The sequence below is a fragment of the Desulfosporosinus hippei DSM 8344 genome (assembly GCF_900100785.1).
Classification (GTDB): Bacteria; Bacillota; Desulfitobacteriia; order Desulfitobacteriales; family Desulfitobacteriaceae; genus Desulfosporosinus; species Desulfosporosinus hippei.
On sequence record NZ_FNCP01000016.1, the window covers coordinates 96,988 to 113,274 of the forward strand.

Consider the following 16,287-nt stretch of genomic DNA (forward strand, 5'->3'; position numbering starts at 1 on the left):
GAAAGGTAGATGATTTAATGTTTGTAAAAAGGGTTATTTGTTTATTGGCAGTCCTAATGCTTGTGGGGTGCCAGCCTTTACAGCAAATTAACAATCAAGTACAGACACCGGCTCAACAAGCAGACCCAGCTAAGGAAAAACCAACTGAAAAAGACCCCATTAAAGAACAACTTAGTAAAATGACCTTGGAAGAAAAAATCGGTCAATTGGTAATTGCCGGGGTGGATGGATACACCAAAGATAATCACACTCTTGAACTTACCAGTAAATATCATGTAGGCGGTTTTATTATACTGGGGCAGAACGTGGAGAACACCAGTCAATTGTTAACCCTAACCAATTCCTTAAAGGCAGACAATAAGAAAGTGTCTACGATACCGCTGTTTCTGGGAATTGACCAAGAGGGCGGCAAAATCAACAGAATGCCCAATCAAATTCTCGGGACTCCCACCAATAAAGATATCGGCAAGATAAATAATCGAAGCTTTTCTGAGCAGGTAGGTGAACTACTGGGAGGAGAATTGAAATCCTTTGGGATGAACCTAGACTTTGCGCCAGTCTTAGATATTAACAGCAATTCTAAGAATCCGGTTATTGGTGACCGCTCTTTTGGGAATACCCCTCAATTGGTTAGTGATCTGGGCGTAGCAACCATGAAGGGAATTCAATCCAAAAAAGTGATCTCTGCAGTAAAACATTTTCCGGGGCACGGAGACACTTCGGTCGATTCCCATGTCGGATTACCGGTTGTGAATAATGGATTAGAACGAATTGAACAGTTCGAATTGATTCCCTTTAAAGCCGCCATTAAACAAAATGTAGGTATGGTGATGGTCGCCCATATATTACTTCCGAAACTGGATGACTCATATCCGGCCAGTATGTCTAAGTATATAATCACCGACCTGCTAAGAAAGCAACTAGACTTTAACGGTGTGGTTATTACGGATGACATGACCATGGGAGCAATTACTAAAAATTACGATATTGGGCAAGCTGCGGTTCGTTCGGTGAATGCAGGTGCAGATATCCTATTGGTCTGCCATGATTTCGACAAGGAAACCCTTGTGATTAACGCCTTGACTGTTGCAGCAAAAAACGGAAGTATTCACCAAAATACCATAGATGAAAGCGTGTATAGAATCCTTCAGTTAAAACAGAAATATGAGCTGGCGGACAACACTGTACCAACTGTAAATGTACAGAACATCAATAATTCAATTAAAAAGTTATTTAAAAAGTGAAACTCGGGGAGCTAGACAGATAAAGATAATGAATATTATCTTAATAATCACTTGCTTCTTAGGACTTATTTCAACCTAATGGCCCTTAATCCCTGGTACACCGCATCGTCCACCGCACCAACAGCCCTATTTTCACTGCCTAAGTAAAGCAGCGCTGTGCGATATAGGCGTGCTTTCAGGAGTTCTGTTCGAGCGGCAAACTCGTTGCTGTCCATGTTGCTTCCGCCCCTTTCTATAGCAAGCTGAAATCTCATACATAGATTAGATATATTGATTTAGGTTTTTGATTTAGCTTAGTAAAATATTTTTGTCGCCTGTCACTATGTGATAGCGGTGGGGTATATATAATCGGAAGGCCAATATGCTTGGATAAAGTATTAATAAGTATTCCTTCTATGGTATAATTCAGTTGTTAATATGTGTAAATGAGGGTGATTGATGGATGTCCTTAGCCGATAATAGACTTATTTCTTACGAAGATCTTCTTAAACTTAGGGAAAATACTGATGATAAAGTGGAGTTAATCGATAGTGTTGTATATATGACGCCAGCCCCAACACCTTTGCATCAAAAAATATGTTTTAAAGCAGCTCAGATTATGGATGGTTTCGTTGCGGGCAAAGGTTGCCAGATGTTGCAGGGCGTTAATGTTAGGCTATATGATGAGCAAAAAAGAAAAATTGGGGATGTAATTCCAGACATTTCGGTATTTTGTCAGTACGAGGATCTCAACGTAACTTTTACTGATGATATCCCGACAATCATCGTTGAGATCGTTTCGCCATCTACAGTCTATACCGACAATATTAAGAAGGCTGATCTTTATAAAAGAGCTGGTGTCAAAGAATATTGGATTATAGATCATAAATCAAAACTTATCACTGTTTGGGATTTTAACACTGATGAGCAGATGATATATAGTGAAATTGCTCATTCCTATTTATTTAAGGGATTAAACATAGAATTAGAAAATCTCTTTGCTTAATCGCGATGAAAGGGAAGGGTGTATACATTGTCCGAAAAGCATAGGCATCGACCGGAGGAACTGTCCCCTTGTGTCTCTTATATTGAGGAATATCTATACGAAATCATAACTTTTAACCGCTGCCCGTTCTACTTTGAAACTTGAGTTTCAAAGTAGAACGGGCAGTTAGTGTTTGGTATTCTTTCTGTTGTTAGTAATGGAGAAAAATTACTCTCCAAGTCAACCGCTTCATCACTCACCACGGCGAGGTATTGAGGGAGAATCTGGGGATTGACATGCTGCCTAAAAAAGCTCATGATTTACCTGAAGTGTTCGGCTAGTCGGAAGAAGCAACGTGTATAGAGAGGATGAAAGCTTGATGTGTGGCCGATATTCCTTTTCCAAACCAAAGAACATTACGGAACGTTTTGGTATAATCCAACTTGAGTTTGAGTTTGAGTTAGGCCCACGCTATAACATTGCACCATCTCAAGAAGTTCCTGTGGTGATCCATAAAAATGGAAGTAACCTCTTACTAATGTTTCGCTGGGGGCTTATACCGTATTGGGCTAAAGATGAAAGCATCGGAAACAAATTAATCAATGCCCGAGCAGAGACCTTGGCTGAAAAGCCAAGTTTTCGCAGGTCCTTTGAGGAAAAACGATGTCTGGTCTTGGCAGACGGTTTCTACGAGTGGAAAAAAGAAGGTCGCATTAAAAAACCCTACAGAATCACTCTTCAAGACGGCAGACCCTTTGCTTTCGCAGGTTTGTGGGATTCTTGGTTGTCCCCGACAGGCCAAACTATAAACTCATGTGTTATTATTACGACTACACCTAATAAGTTGATGGAGCCTATACACAACCGAATGCCTGTAATATTGCCACAGGGCATGGAGTCGCTTTGGCTGGATAGTGGTGCTATCCCTAGCCGTGAAGTCAAAGGTTTGCTAACACCGTTTCCAGCGGAAGGAATGGTTGCTTACGAGGTATCACCACTGGTGAATTCTCCACGCAACGATGAACCTGAATGTATGGTTCCAGTAAACAGACTTTTTTAAGATTATGAAATAATATTTGTGGTATGCGAGCTGCGAAGCAGCACGCAAATGCGTGATGCTTCTTCTTGGAAATGGAAAACGATTCCGTTTTCATTTTCACTCGGTACGTCCAATAGGCTCACCCCTTTATCCAAAGAAATTACAACGACCTTTAGGGGTTTCCAATTATTACAAAAAATACGCCTCAATATGAGGAGTATCTCGATCCGATAACGGGTTTGTTGATCCAGACAGTATTAAGGACTTAAAAGTAGGTGCATTAAGTATGGAACAGATTATAGAAGAGAGACAGGAAATTTGTTCAACTGTTTCAAAGATTGTTTCCCTAATGATTTTCCGGCAAAGACCGAAGGGAAGTAATGAGGTAGGAGAAATTGTTGGATTTAAGTGTGAAAGCAGTAGTGCTAAATGTGAGTCACGTTGCACTTATAAGATGATGATGGAAGATTTTTAGCTCGTAATTAATGCTAGCTGAGGCTAAAACGGCTTCAATTCAAAACGGTATCAGCCTTTTGGAAAAAACCCTAAAGTCCTGTAGTAATACCGAGCATTTTCATTATATCAACCTTAGTTTAATATTTGGAGAATTACAAAAAAATAAGGCGCTGAAAATTAGATGATATCAAGAACATGGCATGGTATTGTATCTATTCATATGAAGGATTCGTTTGAAAAATATGAATATGAAACAGGGATAAGGGATACAACGATAATAAAAGGAAACATGGGGGCATATTTGAAGATAGTTGAACAAGGGGAATATGCACATTTCTTTTTATGTACAAAATGGGATACAATGGCTGATGCTCTGTAATTTGAGGAAGAATTATTCTAGCTTAGACTATGGATTAATTAAGAAACTGTAAGGAATTAAGACTGATAATCATTGTATACAAAAGGTTTACTGTGGATAAATCTGTAAAGACACGATTAATATAACTATTAATCCAATGTCTTGATAGTAAATGTATCATCCGTATTGAATATTAGTTGATACCTTTCATTAAGGTCGTAAAAAATAATCAGAGAACTATTAAGCCCTACAGGTTCACACGTACTTCTGTGAAAAAACTCCTTCTTCAAGTAAATAATTGCGTCGTCATTTTCAGACGTTGAATAAATCCTTACATCAAGATTATCCAATTCAATCGCAAATGTATCGTTATTCTCATTAAGGTTTAACAAATGCTCACAAATGAGTTTTTCCCTAATTTCTTTCAGCTCATTTTTAATAATCTTCATTTAAAATTACCTCCTTGAGTTTTTATTAATTCTACCCAAAGAAGCAAAAATTAATTATATATATGAGAATTCAGTAGCGTTGCCTAAAGGTTTCCAGTCAAAAAGCCTTTGGGCAAATTGTATATCCTAGCATTAGCCATGAATAAGCAAGTAAAAGTAGACTATCTCCAAATTTTTTGCCTTTAAAAGGATCTCCCCTTATCATATTTAACTAAAGGGCCAGCCCGATAAACGTAAAAGTGAACGCTTATTGGGCCGACCCCTATTTTATGGTCATTAACTGCAATTGCCAGGCAAATGAGGTTTGTCACAAGTGTAGGCCTAGCCCCATATTCTGTTATAAAGTAATGGAAAGGGCAGACAATATCATGAGTGATTTGCTCAAAGAGCGTACGCCGCTTGTGATCGCGGCAGAAATTAACACGATTAGACACCAGGCTGGGAAAATCATTCTTACCAGTGCCGTTGAAATCGGCCGGCGCTTGCAGGAGGCTAAGGACTTGGTTCCTTATGGAGAATGGGGCAAGTGGTTAAAGGAATCGGTCAATTACTCTCAGCGGACGGCAGATAGGCTAATGCAGCTCTGGGAAGAGTACGGGACGAAACTGCTCACCTCTCCCGCCAGTGACAGCTTGTCAGATTCGTCACTGGTGACGAATCTGACTTACACCCAGGCGCTGATCCTCTTGGGGATCCCGGAAGAGGAGAGGGAGGAGTTTATCGCCAAGCATGATGTGGAGAGCATGACCAACTTGGAATTGCAGCAGGCAGTCAAGGACAGAGACCAGGCCATTCAGGAGAAAAAAGACCTGCAAAAAGACTTGGATCTGAAAAGCAGCGAACTCGCCCAATTAACCACTCAGGCCCAAAGCCTGGAGCAACAGATGAACGACTACAAGTCAAAATACACCGCCGAGCAGGAAAAAGTCACGTTAAAGGCCAAAGAGTTGGAGACAGTCAAAGAAGAGCTCCCCTCCACCAGTAAAATTACCGAACTGGAAAAGAAGCTCAAAGACACGGAAACAATATCTTCCGTCAAAACCCTTGAAGCAAAGTTTTCCATTCACCGGGATAACATGCTCAATGCCTACAATGAGCTCCTGAAAGTACTCACCGCCTTAGACAGAACGGATCGGGAAGTGAAGGAAAAATACAGGGAAAATGTGAGCACGATTCTGGAAAACATGGGAAAGATGGCGAAAGAATGGCCACCGACCATTCAGACCAATTTAGCGATTAATTCGAACCAGTCCAAGGGGAAATAAATCCTGCGGCTACAACAACAATTTCGCCCATTGGTTCCGGGTGCAGGCCATGAAAGAAACGGAATAGACCCCCTCTCTCAAAGATTCGGTCTATTCCGTTCTTTTGAGGCCGCAGCTCTTTAAGAATGCATCGTATTGCCTATCCAGATTATGGGGTTGTGGAGAATCTTAACAACTACAAATTGGTGGGTTTCAGCTGTTATTTCAATCGGTGTATCACTGCTACTTGCTTTTCAAGCAGATGCATCTCAAACTGCTGGTTTTATAATTCCAACGGCAATTATTTTATTGAGCAACACAAATAACAACTTTTTTCCCTATAGTGTTTTGGGAGTGTTTTCTCTAATGAGAAAAATCACTCTCTCTTTTTAATCATTCCTTGTTAATTCTTTGTCTCGTGTTATACTTAAAGAAAATAAGAAGAATTGCAGAAGACGAAAGGAGAAAGGATATGCTTTGGAAAGAAAAGTATATGGTGGGAGTTCCCCAGATTGATCAGCAGCATGAAGAGCTGTTTTCCCGGGTTACCGCGTTTGTAGAAACTCTGCGTTCCGATAAGCCCTGGGAGCAAAAGCTTGAAAAAGTCAGTGAAACGTTAGAATTTATGAAAGGTTATGTAGTGACCCATTTTGCCGATGAAGAAGCCTATCAGGCGGCAATAGGCTATCCTCATTATCAGGAGCATCAGAAGATTCATCAGAAAATGGTTGCCTATGTGGTGGCGGTTTCTGATGAGTACGAAAAAGAGGGTTTTAAGGAAGAACTCATGCAGCAATTCGGAGGGAAGCTTATAGCCTGGCTGATCAATCATGTACTGGCAGATGATCAGAAAATTGCGGAGTATGCCAGAAGTAAGGGGGCTAATTAATGAATAGCGAACTTTTAACCTCCTTTTCGGATGCAGCCAATCAGACCTTTAAACTGCTCTTGGATCTGGACGTAATCACTGATACTGTTCAGTCCCCGGAAAACAATGATAAGAAGGAATACATAGAAAATATCGATATTGTCATACAAATTACAGGGGATCTCAATGGTGAGATAATGTATAGCTTTCCCAAAGATATGACCCTGGAAATGGTGAAAATAATGAGCGGTATGGAGTTCAAGGAAATCGATGAGTTTGTTAAATCGGCTTTAGGCGAGATCGCTAATATTATTAGCGGCAGTGCTTTGTCGAGTCTGTCCCAAGCCCAATTGATCTGCGATATTCGTCCTCCTAAGGTTAGCGAAGGCCAGACTTTCCCTGTCAGTGAAGGGTGTTCCCTTTACGGGGCTAAGGTCAAGACGTCTATCGGGGATGTGGGACTGAACCTCCGGACAATTCAGTCAGCGGGCTAGGCGAACTCCTTATAGATATTGATAAAAAGCACCCAAATTGAGTGCTTGTAGGGGTAGGGCCAACCAAATAACATAAAACCCACGCTAAGACAATATTTGGTAATAATAAGCCGACTTTTCTGACGCTAAGGAAAGTCGGCTTATTGTCAATAATGATAGTTTTTGATAATAAAATAAATAGCTCAAAAAGTTTCTAAATAGTCACTAAAATGGTACTCAAAAATATTTTCAAAATCAAAGTTTCAAAATCTACCCATTATGATAATATGTAATTATTACTGAGTTTAGGGGGACGCGTAATGAATCATAGATACGGCTATGCAAGAGTAAGCACCCAGCAACAAGATTTGAGCCGACAATTAGATATGCTTAAGCAACATCATTGTATTGAAATATTAACTGAAAAAATTTCGGGTACAAGAATGGATCGACCTGAATTATTTCGTTTGAAGGATAAAGTAAGGTCTGGGGATACGATCATAATAGAAAGTTTTTCTCGGCTAGGAAGAAGCACAAAAGATTTAATAGAACTTGTAGAATATTTTGAATCTAAGGGCGTCAAATTAATAAGCCTAAAAGAGAATTTTGATACAAATACGCCACAAGGAAAATTAATGCTTACAGTATTTCAAGCCTTCTCCCAATTTGAACGGGATATTATAGCACAAAGAACAAAGGAAGGTTTGGAAAGTGCTAGAGCTAGGGGAAGAAAAGGTGGAAGACCACAAGTTAAGGATAAAAGTATTGAAAAAGCCTTGAAATTATATGATTCTAAAGAATACAGTATCAGTGAAATAGTTGGGATGACTGGAATAAGCCAGGCAACATTATATCGTTATATCAGAAAAAGGACTGTTAAATAGTCTAGTGATAGTTTTATTCCATTATTACATAAGACTATTGGCTATAAAATATGTGAAAAGGATGAAAATCATGCCTTCAAAACGGGCTAGAGAATTACTTACGCCTGAGCAACGCTTAGAGTTTATGTCCATACCGGAACGAATTAGCGAGTTCGACCTAGGTAGCTATTACACATTATCCCAACACGATATCGAAATTATAAAGCGCCATCGTAGAGACCACAATAAGTTGGGATTTGCCTTGCAACTTTGTGTACTACGCTTTCCAGGATGGACCCTTTCAGATGTTCACGACATTCCTGTTAGTGTATTAGACTATATTGCTAAACAACTAAATATCGACTCCAGAGAAATTCGGCAATATGCAGATCGTGAACAGACTAAACATGAACATCTTGATGAGATTAGACGAGAATTTGGATTTCGAAATTTTAGTCTTCATGAATATCGTGTTATATCCCAAAAAGTATTACCTTATGCAATGGAAAACGGAAATGCCATTTATTTAATTCAAATGGCCATTGAAGAGTTGCGAAAACAAAAAGTCATATTACCTGCGTTAACGAACGTTGAACGGATGGTAAGGTATGTTAGGCAGCGGGCAGAAGATAAAATTTTCATGCAGTTGGTTAATTCTTTAAGCATTGAACAAATGGGGAAACTGGAAAGCACTCTCTCCACAATGCCGGAAAGTAGCAAAACCTATCTGGCATGGTTGAAGGAAATTCCGGGTACCTATTCACCCGATTCCTTCCTAAAGGTTATAGAAAAACTAGAATACATACGTGATTTAAAACTTCAGGTAGATACAAATGGAATCCATCCAAACCGGCTTCGACAACTTTCCAAAATAGGCGCACGCTATGAACCCCACTCCTTCCGGAGATTTAATGACCCTAAAAAATACGCAGTTTTGGTGGCCTATCTTCTTGAGCTTATACAGGATTTAACCGATCAAGCCTTTGAGATCCATGATCGCCAGATTATGTCCCTGCTCTCTAAAGGAAGGAAGGCTCAGGAAGAAATCCAGAAACAGAATGGCAAAACTATTAATGAAAAGGTTGTTCTATTAGCTGATTTAGGAGCTGCCCTCATTAAGGCTCGTACAGAAGGAATTGATCCGTACGTAGCACTTGAGGCGGTTTTACCTTGGGATCGGCTTGTTGCTTCCGTTGAAGAAGCTAAACAACTAGCCAGGCCAATTGACTACGATTATCTCGATCTGCTTGAAAAGAAATTCTATGTACTTCGAAAATATACACCAACCCTGTTAACTTCATTAGAATTCCACTCAACTAAGTCTTCTGAATCATTACTAAAGGCTATTGAAACAATAAAGGAAATGAACGAAAACGGTAAGCGCAAGGTTCCTGAAGACGCTCCAATGGAGTTTATTTCTAATCGCTGGCAAAAACATATCTACGATGATGACGGCAACATAAACCGTCATTATTATGAGATGGCTGTACTAACAGAACTTCGCAACTCTATTCGCTCCGGGGATGTCTCGATTGTCGGCAGCCGAGAACATAAAGACTTTGAGGAATATCTTTTTTCAAAAGAAGAATGGAACCAGATAACACAAGCCACGACTAAATTAGCAGTAAGCCTATCTGTAGAAGAATACTTGGAAGAGCGTACCGAATCCTTGCTAAAACGTCTGAAATGGGTAACATCCAACGTAAATGACTTGGAGGGTGTAAATCTTGAAAATGGAAAGCTTCATATTGACCGTTTAGAGAAGGACACTCCAGATGATGCCAGAGATTTTAGTCTCTCACTTTACGAATTGCTGCCACATATTAAGCTGACTGATTTACTTATGGAAGTTGCTTATTGGACTGGTTTCCATGAACAGTTCATACACGCTTCTACGAATCGTTCTCCAAGTGAGGAAGAAACGATCATTCTGATGGCTACCCTTATGGCCATGGGTACTAATATTGGTCTCACCAAAATGGCAGAATCTACCCCAGGTATCTCTTACCGACAAATGGCCAATGCTGCTCAATGGCGGCTATACGAGGACGCTATGAACAAGGCACAAGCAGTCCTGGTCAATTTTCATCATAAACTGGCTTTATCATCATATTGGGGAGCCGGTACCACATCTTCATCGGATGGAATGCGTGTTCAAATAGGTGTTGATGCCCTTCATGCTGATGCTAATCCTCACTACGGTACCGGAAAAGGGGCAACGATTTACCGTTTTGTTAGCGACCAATTCTCCAGTTTCTATACCAAAGTGATCAATACGAATGCCAGGGATGCGGTACATGTCATTGATGACTCTTACATCACGAAACTGATTTAGTAATTGAAGAACACTACACGGATACTGCAGGTTATACAGACCAGGTTTTCGGACTAACCCACCTATTAGGCTTTCGTTTTGCTCCCCGGTTAAGAGATTTAGCCGACTCAAAGTTGTATTGTATTGGAAAAGCTAGTGAACATCCTAAACTGGAGAAATTGTTGCGTGGCCAGATCAACATCAAAGTGATAAGAGAAAATTATGACGATGTACTCAGGCTTGCTCATTCGGTTCGTGAAGGGACAGTGTCTGCATCATTAATTATGGGGAAAATAGGTTCCTATTCTCGGCAGAATAGTTTGGCCACGGCACTTCGTGAAATTGGACGTATCGAAAAGACTATATTTATTCTCGATTATATCTCAAGCGAAGCCATGAGGAGGCGTATTAACCGTGGATTAAATAAAGGGGAAGCTATGAACGCATTGGCTAGAGCTATCTTCTTCGGAAAGTTCGGCGAGCTGCGCGAAAGAGCACTTCAGGACCAACTTCAACGGGCTAGTGCGTTAAATATTATTATCAATGCCATCAGTGTATGGAATACAGTTTATTTGGCCAAAGCAGCAGAATTAAAGAAGAGTAAAGGAGAATTAAAAGAGGAACTGTTAAATCACATTTCTCCTCTTGGATGGGAACATATTAACTTTTTGGGAGAGTATAAGTTTGATATAAAACATACGACCACATTAAAATCCTTGCGACCTCTTAAATGCGACGACCAAAATAGTTCAGCCGGTTTACCTTTAGAGTAAGGAAAACCGGCTTTCTAATGGCATAAAATATCGGCTATTTGGCATTTCAGTTAACAAGAATGATTCTGTGCGAAATAACAATAATTTAGAAGTTTTAAAGTTGGTATAAATTACATATATTGTTTTCATCAACATCATCTTCCATATTGCGACATTTTTTTCCACACTCGTTTGCTATACTTATAAATGTGAATTAAGAAAATGTCTTCAGAGCTTATTACTAACTAACGAAGCAAAAAAACTGAAGGTGTTTTAGCCCTTACACTAACATATTTGGAATATTTGAAACTACATTATTTTGTTAATATTAATTTATGGTGGGTTACTGCTTTTCTATTTTGGTATTTATCTTTGGTTTATGTGTTACCGATTCTTAGGATTTTTTCTAGAATCGGTGAAAACGAAAAACTTAATCGTAAAGCACCTATCTAAGGAGGAATTCTTTTTATGTTAAAACAAATTGAAATAGATAAGGTTCCAAAGCCATATAGTAAATCGTTACAATTAAAAAGAGTAAATTTTTTCACAAGTTATTTGAGTTCTTTCGAAAGAATTTCTCCAATTGATATAATAAAATCAGAAAATACGCTTCAAGTTATTATAACTCTACTTTATAGTTATAATAATTCAGAAACTCCTGCCATTATATCCTTTCCAAAAGAATCAACAAATATCGAAATTCTTAATACCCCTTTAGTTCAAATGGTACCCAGTATTTTTAAGTATTATCATTTTATTATTAACGAAAATAAAGTTATTGAACTTTATGTAAAAGAATTGCGGGATGAAACCAAAGAAGCTTTTAGGATATTAAAGGATGAAAAAAAAATAGATTCTTGTCTAGATAAATTAATAAGGAATTCAAATAATAACGACCACGAAACAGTTAATATAAAAGCCTTTCAAATCACTAATATTGAAAGTATAATTGATTCCGAAAAAATTGCTAAAGTTTTATACAACAAATTATTTATGTATTTACTTTCACAATCCGTTAGATATAATGGGTATTTTGGTATAAATTTCCCGAATTGGAGTAAGGAGGAAATAGAAAATGAAAATGATTTTATACTTTTAGCAAGTCTTTTTAATAGGGTTTGCATAATAGGCTCGGGAGAAGAATGGAATAGTACTCATTTAATTGTATCTGAACCTCACGAATATATTATTAATTGTATTAATAATAATTCATAAAAACCTTAAACTTTATTTCCACCTATCTTAACGGGATGGATATAAGGTTAGATGATGAAAATCTTGCATAATTGTTCCCGTATATTTTTACAGGATGAATTATTAACAAGAAATAATATTAAGATATTTTAGAAGAAGATGTTAGCGTGAAAAATACCTTGGATTGAAGTAAAAAAGGACGCACTTAAATATGGCTTTCGAAGGCCAAAAAAATTAAGCTTTAGTTTAAGCTACAGAAATATCAGTAGCTTTTATTAGACCAAGAGAAATCAGAAGTTTTGCTGCTTGTTTAATAGCTTTCTCTTTCTGCTTTTCCACCATTTCTTGCGGCATATCAACTTTATACAGATCACTCGTATTGAACTCTTCACCTGTAACAAACATGTGGTATATAGCGGTGAGTATCGTCCTTGCGATAGCGATTATGGTTCTTTTTTTGCCTCTTCTTTTACTGATGCGCTCATACTTGACTCTGTAGTAAGGTGAATCGTTCGATTTCACGGCTGCATGGGCAACTTGTATCAATGCAGGTTTGAGGTAGACACCAGCACGTGTTATTCGAACAGATTTTTTCTTACCAGCAGATTCATTGTTGCCAGGCGTTAGTCCCGCCCAGCAGCATAAACGCTTAGAATTGGCAAACTGAGACATATCAGTACCAATCTCGGAGATTATGGTGATAGCAGAAGCTCTTTCAACTCCGGGAATGGTTCGAAGAAGTGTAATGGCACTTTCATAAGGGGTTACCATCTTATCGAGTTTTTCGTCTAACTCTGTAAGGGAGAACTGGACGAAGTCAAGATGGGAGCGAACCATGACCATGCGCTCTTTTTGTTCCTTGGTCATCTGGTATCCTTCAATGGATTCCACAACAAGGATACCTATCATTAATTTAAGCCCCCTCATCCAACTGATATGCTAAGGAACGAGGGGGCTTAAATATTTTAGTTTTCAGTACATGACACTGTTGTGCTTTAAAAGTTAATTGGCCTAATAGTTTAGAGTAAAAAACCAGCTTTTTATATCTGATATCTGTCTTAGCGTGGGTTTTACGTCATTATGTTGGCCCTACGCCTTGTATAGCAGCCAGCCTTTGTTCCAATGTTTATTTATCCGATTTCATTAAATAACCTCCTTGTCCTGATTCTGCTGCCAGCCTATGGACGGAGAGCCTGGACCCGGGCTTAAAGTCCTGGCTATTCAAGATGAAAACCGCGATTCGGAATAGTCCTGAATTCAGAAGTTCGGTAATAATGGTGTCCGACTCCTCTGTTTTATTGGCAGACCGGATAACGGCCTGTCTCTTTATCTTATGATGGATTTTTTTCCGGAGGTTAAAGAGGATTAAAAAAACGGAAATTAAACATGTCCCAGGAAACGACAGGTTGTCGGGTCCTGGGACATGCTGTGCCGGTTGTCACCTTAAAGGACGGAGAATCTTCTCAGAATCAGGCGGGAATGGGATATTGACTAAGGAAGCAGGCCGGATTCTGGTTTGAATATCGGACACATAAAGGAAATTTGGTCTTGAAAAATTTAACCGCCGAACATTTCAATGGCTTCTTTGTGAATAATAAGAATATCGTCAAAACCTAATAGTTCGAAGCATGTCCGAAATTGGTCCACGCGGGCCAATTTCGGACAGACTATTGATATCTAAGGTCCGATGACTTTCCTCGGACATTGCTTGAAGATTTAGGTCAGTATCTCGCAATTAGTTTCAAGAAACTAAAAAACCTTGCAGAATATAAGGCTACATCCAAAGAGTTTTGTCTAAAAATCGATAAGGGGAGGGGTAAAGTTGGAAGAGTACAAAATAACCTTTTGTCAGAAATTATGTGAGAATTTATGTGATCAAGTCACGGTGATCAAAGGGTACATTGAACTCAATGAGGACAAAGGCATGCAATTCTCAGCAGAATTAAATCGAGAAATTGATGCTATGATAACCTCAATTAGAGCATCCATTGATGAAATTAACGGGTGGAATAATTAATTTCTTGACAGATACATAAAGCAAGTGACGACCTTACTGCCAGTCCTACTTTGAAACTTGAGTTTCAAAGTAGGACTGGCAGCTATTCTGAACAAACATATTAATATCACGAATTTCGCCTGTGAGATTTCTTTTAGGCTGGTCCGTCTATACAGCCGTTTGAAAACCTGAAAAATAATCCATTGATCTATGCATTTTTGACAAGATTCCCCTTACTTTGCACAGAAGTTATGTAATGATTAAAGTTGTAATTATATGGACGTGATAGGGTGGGGAAAGACAATTAATAAGAAATTACTCTTAGTTATAACAATAATTTCTATTATTATTGCGGGATGCGGGAAATTTACTCCAACCAATAGCCACTGGATAGAGAGGAATAAATTGCTGAACCCCCTTTAATCCATATCCAATAGGCTAATTTGTAAAAGTTCAGATAAGGTAGCGAATGTCTATAATGCGAACCTCTGAAAACAGGTAAATCGACTGTCAAGGCGGAATTTGAGCAAAAATGGGGAATTTGGTTTTAGTGTACTTTACACAGTGTTAGTTATCGGACCTGAATTATAAAAATTGGTTAAATTAATTATTTTCTGGGCGAATAACATTATTCCTTGGAGTAAGTAAAATAGCTTCTAACTGTTAAATATTGTCTTAGCGTGTTTTACGTCATTTGGTTGACTCTAACCCATCAAGTGGGAAATTTAATATCTCAGTAATTGCTGAGATATTCACTAATAAAGACAAAGATCTGATTCGCAATGGAGAGGAGCAACCTTTTATGTGTGATAATAATCAAGAAGACGATTTATTAGCAGATTTATTCTTTCAATGCGCTTGGCCCCAAGACGAATATGGACAGAGTCTACATTTTATGAAATATCAATGCGATTTTAATCTCGCTTGTCTACGAACTTTGTATAGAGATCCATTTGATATAATTATAAACGTTGATATTTTCCAAGATGGACACTTAACGACATACGTTGCATTTCTAACATACTTTAATGGCCTGTTAATGACTTTACGATTTATGTGTGATGTTCTGTGCTATTTTATTTTTTCAGAACTAAAACTATCAATAAAACCGCAAAACGGATTGATTAAGTATTTAAGAGATAACGAGGCTGAACTTAGCAAATTCCCCCTAATATTCTCTTCTCTCAAAAGTCTTAATCAAGAAATGAAGGATCTGAATAAATATGTTAACTATAACAAACACGAAGCACAGTCAGATTTTGAAGTTGTTTCAAATGGGGATGCTGTAATTGAATATTCATTTATGAGCACTCCATTGCATGGAGTAGGGCAATCAATTAATAAAGAATCCTTGGAAGTTGCCGAGGCCCTATATAATAATATTACTCAACTTTCGCACCGTAATTGTGCGAATAAAGCCTTGATATAACTGGGCAATGCACTGATCCAGTTGTGTAGTTGACTAAGTGATTCGTAATTCTTCGGTTTGTTCGGAAGTAGATCGAGTACAAATGCCATCAATTGGCGCAAGGCTGTTTTTAAGTCTATATCCATTACCTCATCTGCAAAAAGGTAAAACAATCCTCCCAGTGAGCGTTCATCGCTATTTTGCCGACGCTCCCACTCAAGGATGAGATAACGAGTAAAGACGATGGTTGTGTGGCTAATCATCATGTCGAAGGACCGTCCTTGGAATTCGGTTCCCAGTTTTAAGTGTGATTTAGCCACTTTGAAAAAGGTCTCGATACCCCACCGCATCCCATAAATTCTTATGATTTCAGCATTATCTAATGAAAGATCTGTCGTTAGAATCGCCAACCAATCTCTCCGGTTGTTCCGATTTTGGACGAAGACAATCTTAAGAGATAAACCTGCAAGAGTTTGAACTCGAATTGAACCCAGAATTTCTGCTTTTGGATTTTTAGGGATTTTGGCATAGAGCTCACTTAGACTTAATGCGTTCCCTTCGAAACAATAACGTTGTTTTAGCTCCTTTACCATCCCAATAATGTGAAGCTTCTTATCCATCAGTTTTTGTAGAAGCGGGGCATGAGTAAACCAACTATCCATCAA

Annotated in this window: 17 protein-coding genes and 1 pseudogene; 15 read left to right on the forward strand and 3 right to left on the reverse strand. The window is 38.6% G+C overall.

Annotated features, from left to right (window positions below):
- Nucleotides 1–17 precede the first annotated feature (17 nt).
- The 5 genes from nagZ (at nucleotide 18) to BLS16_RS14340 (ending at nucleotide 4,082) form a co-directional block, all read left to right on the forward strand.
- Complete coding sequence (gene nagZ / locus BLS16_RS14320; protein WP_092334286.1) at nucleotides 18–1,244, forward strand: beta-N-acetylhexosaminidase; 1,227 nt, start codon at nucleotides 18–20, stop codon at nucleotides 1,242–1,244.
- 442 nt (nucleotides 1,245–1,686) lie between these two features.
- The gene (locus BLS16_RS14325) at nucleotides 1,687–2,229 is read left to right on the forward strand and encodes a Uma2 family endonuclease (RefSeq protein ID WP_092334288.1); all 543 of its coding nucleotides are present in this window, start codon (nucleotides 1,687–1,689) and stop codon (nucleotides 2,227–2,229) included.
- Between the two features lie 358 nt (nucleotides 2,230–2,587).
- Nucleotides 2,588–3,268, forward strand: a complete 681-nt coding sequence (locus BLS16_RS14330) for an SOS response-associated peptidase (protein WP_092334290.1) — start codon at nucleotides 2,588–2,590, stop codon at nucleotides 3,266–3,268.
- A gap of 265 nt (nucleotides 3,269–3,533) precedes the next feature.
- A complete protein-coding gene (locus BLS16_RS14335; RefSeq protein WP_014903245.1) occupies nucleotides 3,534–3,722 on the forward strand; it encodes a hypothetical protein in 189 nt (62 codons plus the stop codon).
- A gap of 162 nt (nucleotides 3,723–3,884) precedes the next feature.
- Nucleotides 3,885–4,082: a hypothetical protein gene (locus tag BLS16_RS14340; RefSeq protein WP_207649761.1), complete on the forward strand. Its 198-nt coding sequence runs from the start codon at nucleotides 3,885–3,887 to the stop codon at nucleotides 4,080–4,082.
- 128 nt (nucleotides 4,083–4,210) lie between these two features.
- On the opposite strand, the gene BLS16_RS14345 is transcribed toward BLS16_RS14340, so the two are convergent.
- On the reverse strand, nucleotides 4,211–4,510 hold the full coding sequence (locus tag BLS16_RS14345; RefSeq protein WP_092334292.1) for a hypothetical protein: 300 nt from the start codon (nucleotides 4,508–4,510) through the stop codon (nucleotides 4,211–4,213).
- A 368-nt stretch (nucleotides 4,511–4,878) separates the two neighbouring features.
- Between BLS16_RS14345 and BLS16_RS14350 the strand changes: the two genes are divergently transcribed.
- From BLS16_RS14350 to BLS16_RS14380, 8 genes are all read left to right on the forward strand, one after another.
- On the forward strand, nucleotides 4,879–5,775 hold the full coding sequence (locus tag BLS16_RS14350; RefSeq protein ID WP_092334294.1) for a DUF3102 domain-containing protein: 897 nt from the start codon (nucleotides 4,879–4,881) through the stop codon (nucleotides 5,773–5,775).
- A gap of 135 nt (nucleotides 5,776–5,910) precedes the next feature.
- Entirely contained in the window at nucleotides 5,911–6,147 is a 237-nt protein-coding gene (locus tag BLS16_RS14355) for a hypothetical protein (protein ID WP_176786179.1), read from the forward strand.
- 79 nt (nucleotides 6,148–6,226) lie between these two features.
- Nucleotides 6,227–6,643: a bacteriohemerythrin gene (locus tag BLS16_RS14360; RefSeq protein WP_092334296.1), complete on the forward strand. Its 417-nt coding sequence runs from the start codon at nucleotides 6,227–6,229 to the stop codon at nucleotides 6,641–6,643.
- Complete coding sequence (locus tag BLS16_RS14365; RefSeq protein ID WP_092334298.1) at nucleotides 6,643–7,116, forward strand: chemotaxis protein CheX; 474 nt, start codon at nucleotides 6,643–6,645, stop codon at nucleotides 7,114–7,116. The genes BLS16_RS14360 and BLS16_RS14365 overlap by 1 nt, the downstream gene beginning before the upstream one ends.
- A 299-nt stretch (nucleotides 7,117–7,415) precedes the next feature.
- On the forward strand, nucleotides 7,416–7,979 hold the full coding sequence (locus BLS16_RS14370; protein ID WP_092334300.1) for a recombinase family protein: 564 nt from the start codon (nucleotides 7,416–7,418) through the stop codon (nucleotides 7,977–7,979).
- Between the two features lie 70 nt (nucleotides 7,980–8,049).
- Complete coding sequence (locus BLS16_RS14375; protein WP_282433752.1) at nucleotides 8,050–10,293, forward strand: Tn3 family transposase; 2,244 nt, start codon at nucleotides 8,050–8,052, stop codon at nucleotides 10,291–10,293.
- Between the two features lie 2 nt (nucleotides 10,294–10,295).
- Nucleotides 10,296–11,045 (forward strand): Tn3 family transposase, encoded by a 750-nt coding sequence (locus BLS16_RS24935; protein ID WP_282433754.1) that lies wholly within the window; start codon nucleotides 10,296–10,298, stop codon nucleotides 11,043–11,045.
- Between the two features lie 447 nt (nucleotides 11,046–11,492).
- Nucleotides 11,493–12,239: a hypothetical protein gene (locus BLS16_RS14380; RefSeq protein ID WP_092334302.1), complete on the forward strand. Its 747-nt coding sequence runs from the start codon at nucleotides 11,493–11,495 to the stop codon at nucleotides 12,237–12,239.
- A gap of 225 nt (nucleotides 12,240–12,464) precedes the next feature.
- On the opposite strand, the pseudogene BLS16_RS14385 reads toward BLS16_RS14380, so the two are convergent.
- Nucleotides 12,465–12,959: pseudogene (locus BLS16_RS14385) on the reverse strand (transposase); the annotation flags it as partial.
- Nucleotides 12,960–14,040: 1,081 nt separating this feature from the next.
- Between BLS16_RS14385 and BLS16_RS14390 the strand changes: the two are divergent.
- Together BLS16_RS14390 and BLS16_RS14395 are read left to right on the forward strand one after the other, a co-directional pair.
- Entirely contained in the window at nucleotides 14,041–14,235 is a 195-nt protein-coding gene (locus BLS16_RS14390) for a hypothetical protein (RefSeq protein WP_092334304.1), read from the forward strand.
- A 673-nt stretch (nucleotides 14,236–14,908) separates the two neighbouring features.
- The gene (locus tag BLS16_RS14395) at nucleotides 14,909–15,643 is read left to right on the forward strand and encodes a hypothetical protein (RefSeq protein WP_207649762.1); all 735 of its coding nucleotides are present in this window, start codon (nucleotides 14,909–14,911) and stop codon (nucleotides 15,641–15,643) included.
- On the opposite strand, the gene BLS16_RS14400 is transcribed toward BLS16_RS14395, so the two are convergent.
- Nucleotides 15,601–16,287: IS4 family transposase (locus tag BLS16_RS14400; RefSeq protein WP_143015539.1), on the reverse strand; the 687-nt coding region annotated here is incomplete at its 5' end. The two genes, BLS16_RS14395 and BLS16_RS14400, sit on opposite strands and share 43 nt — an antisense overlap.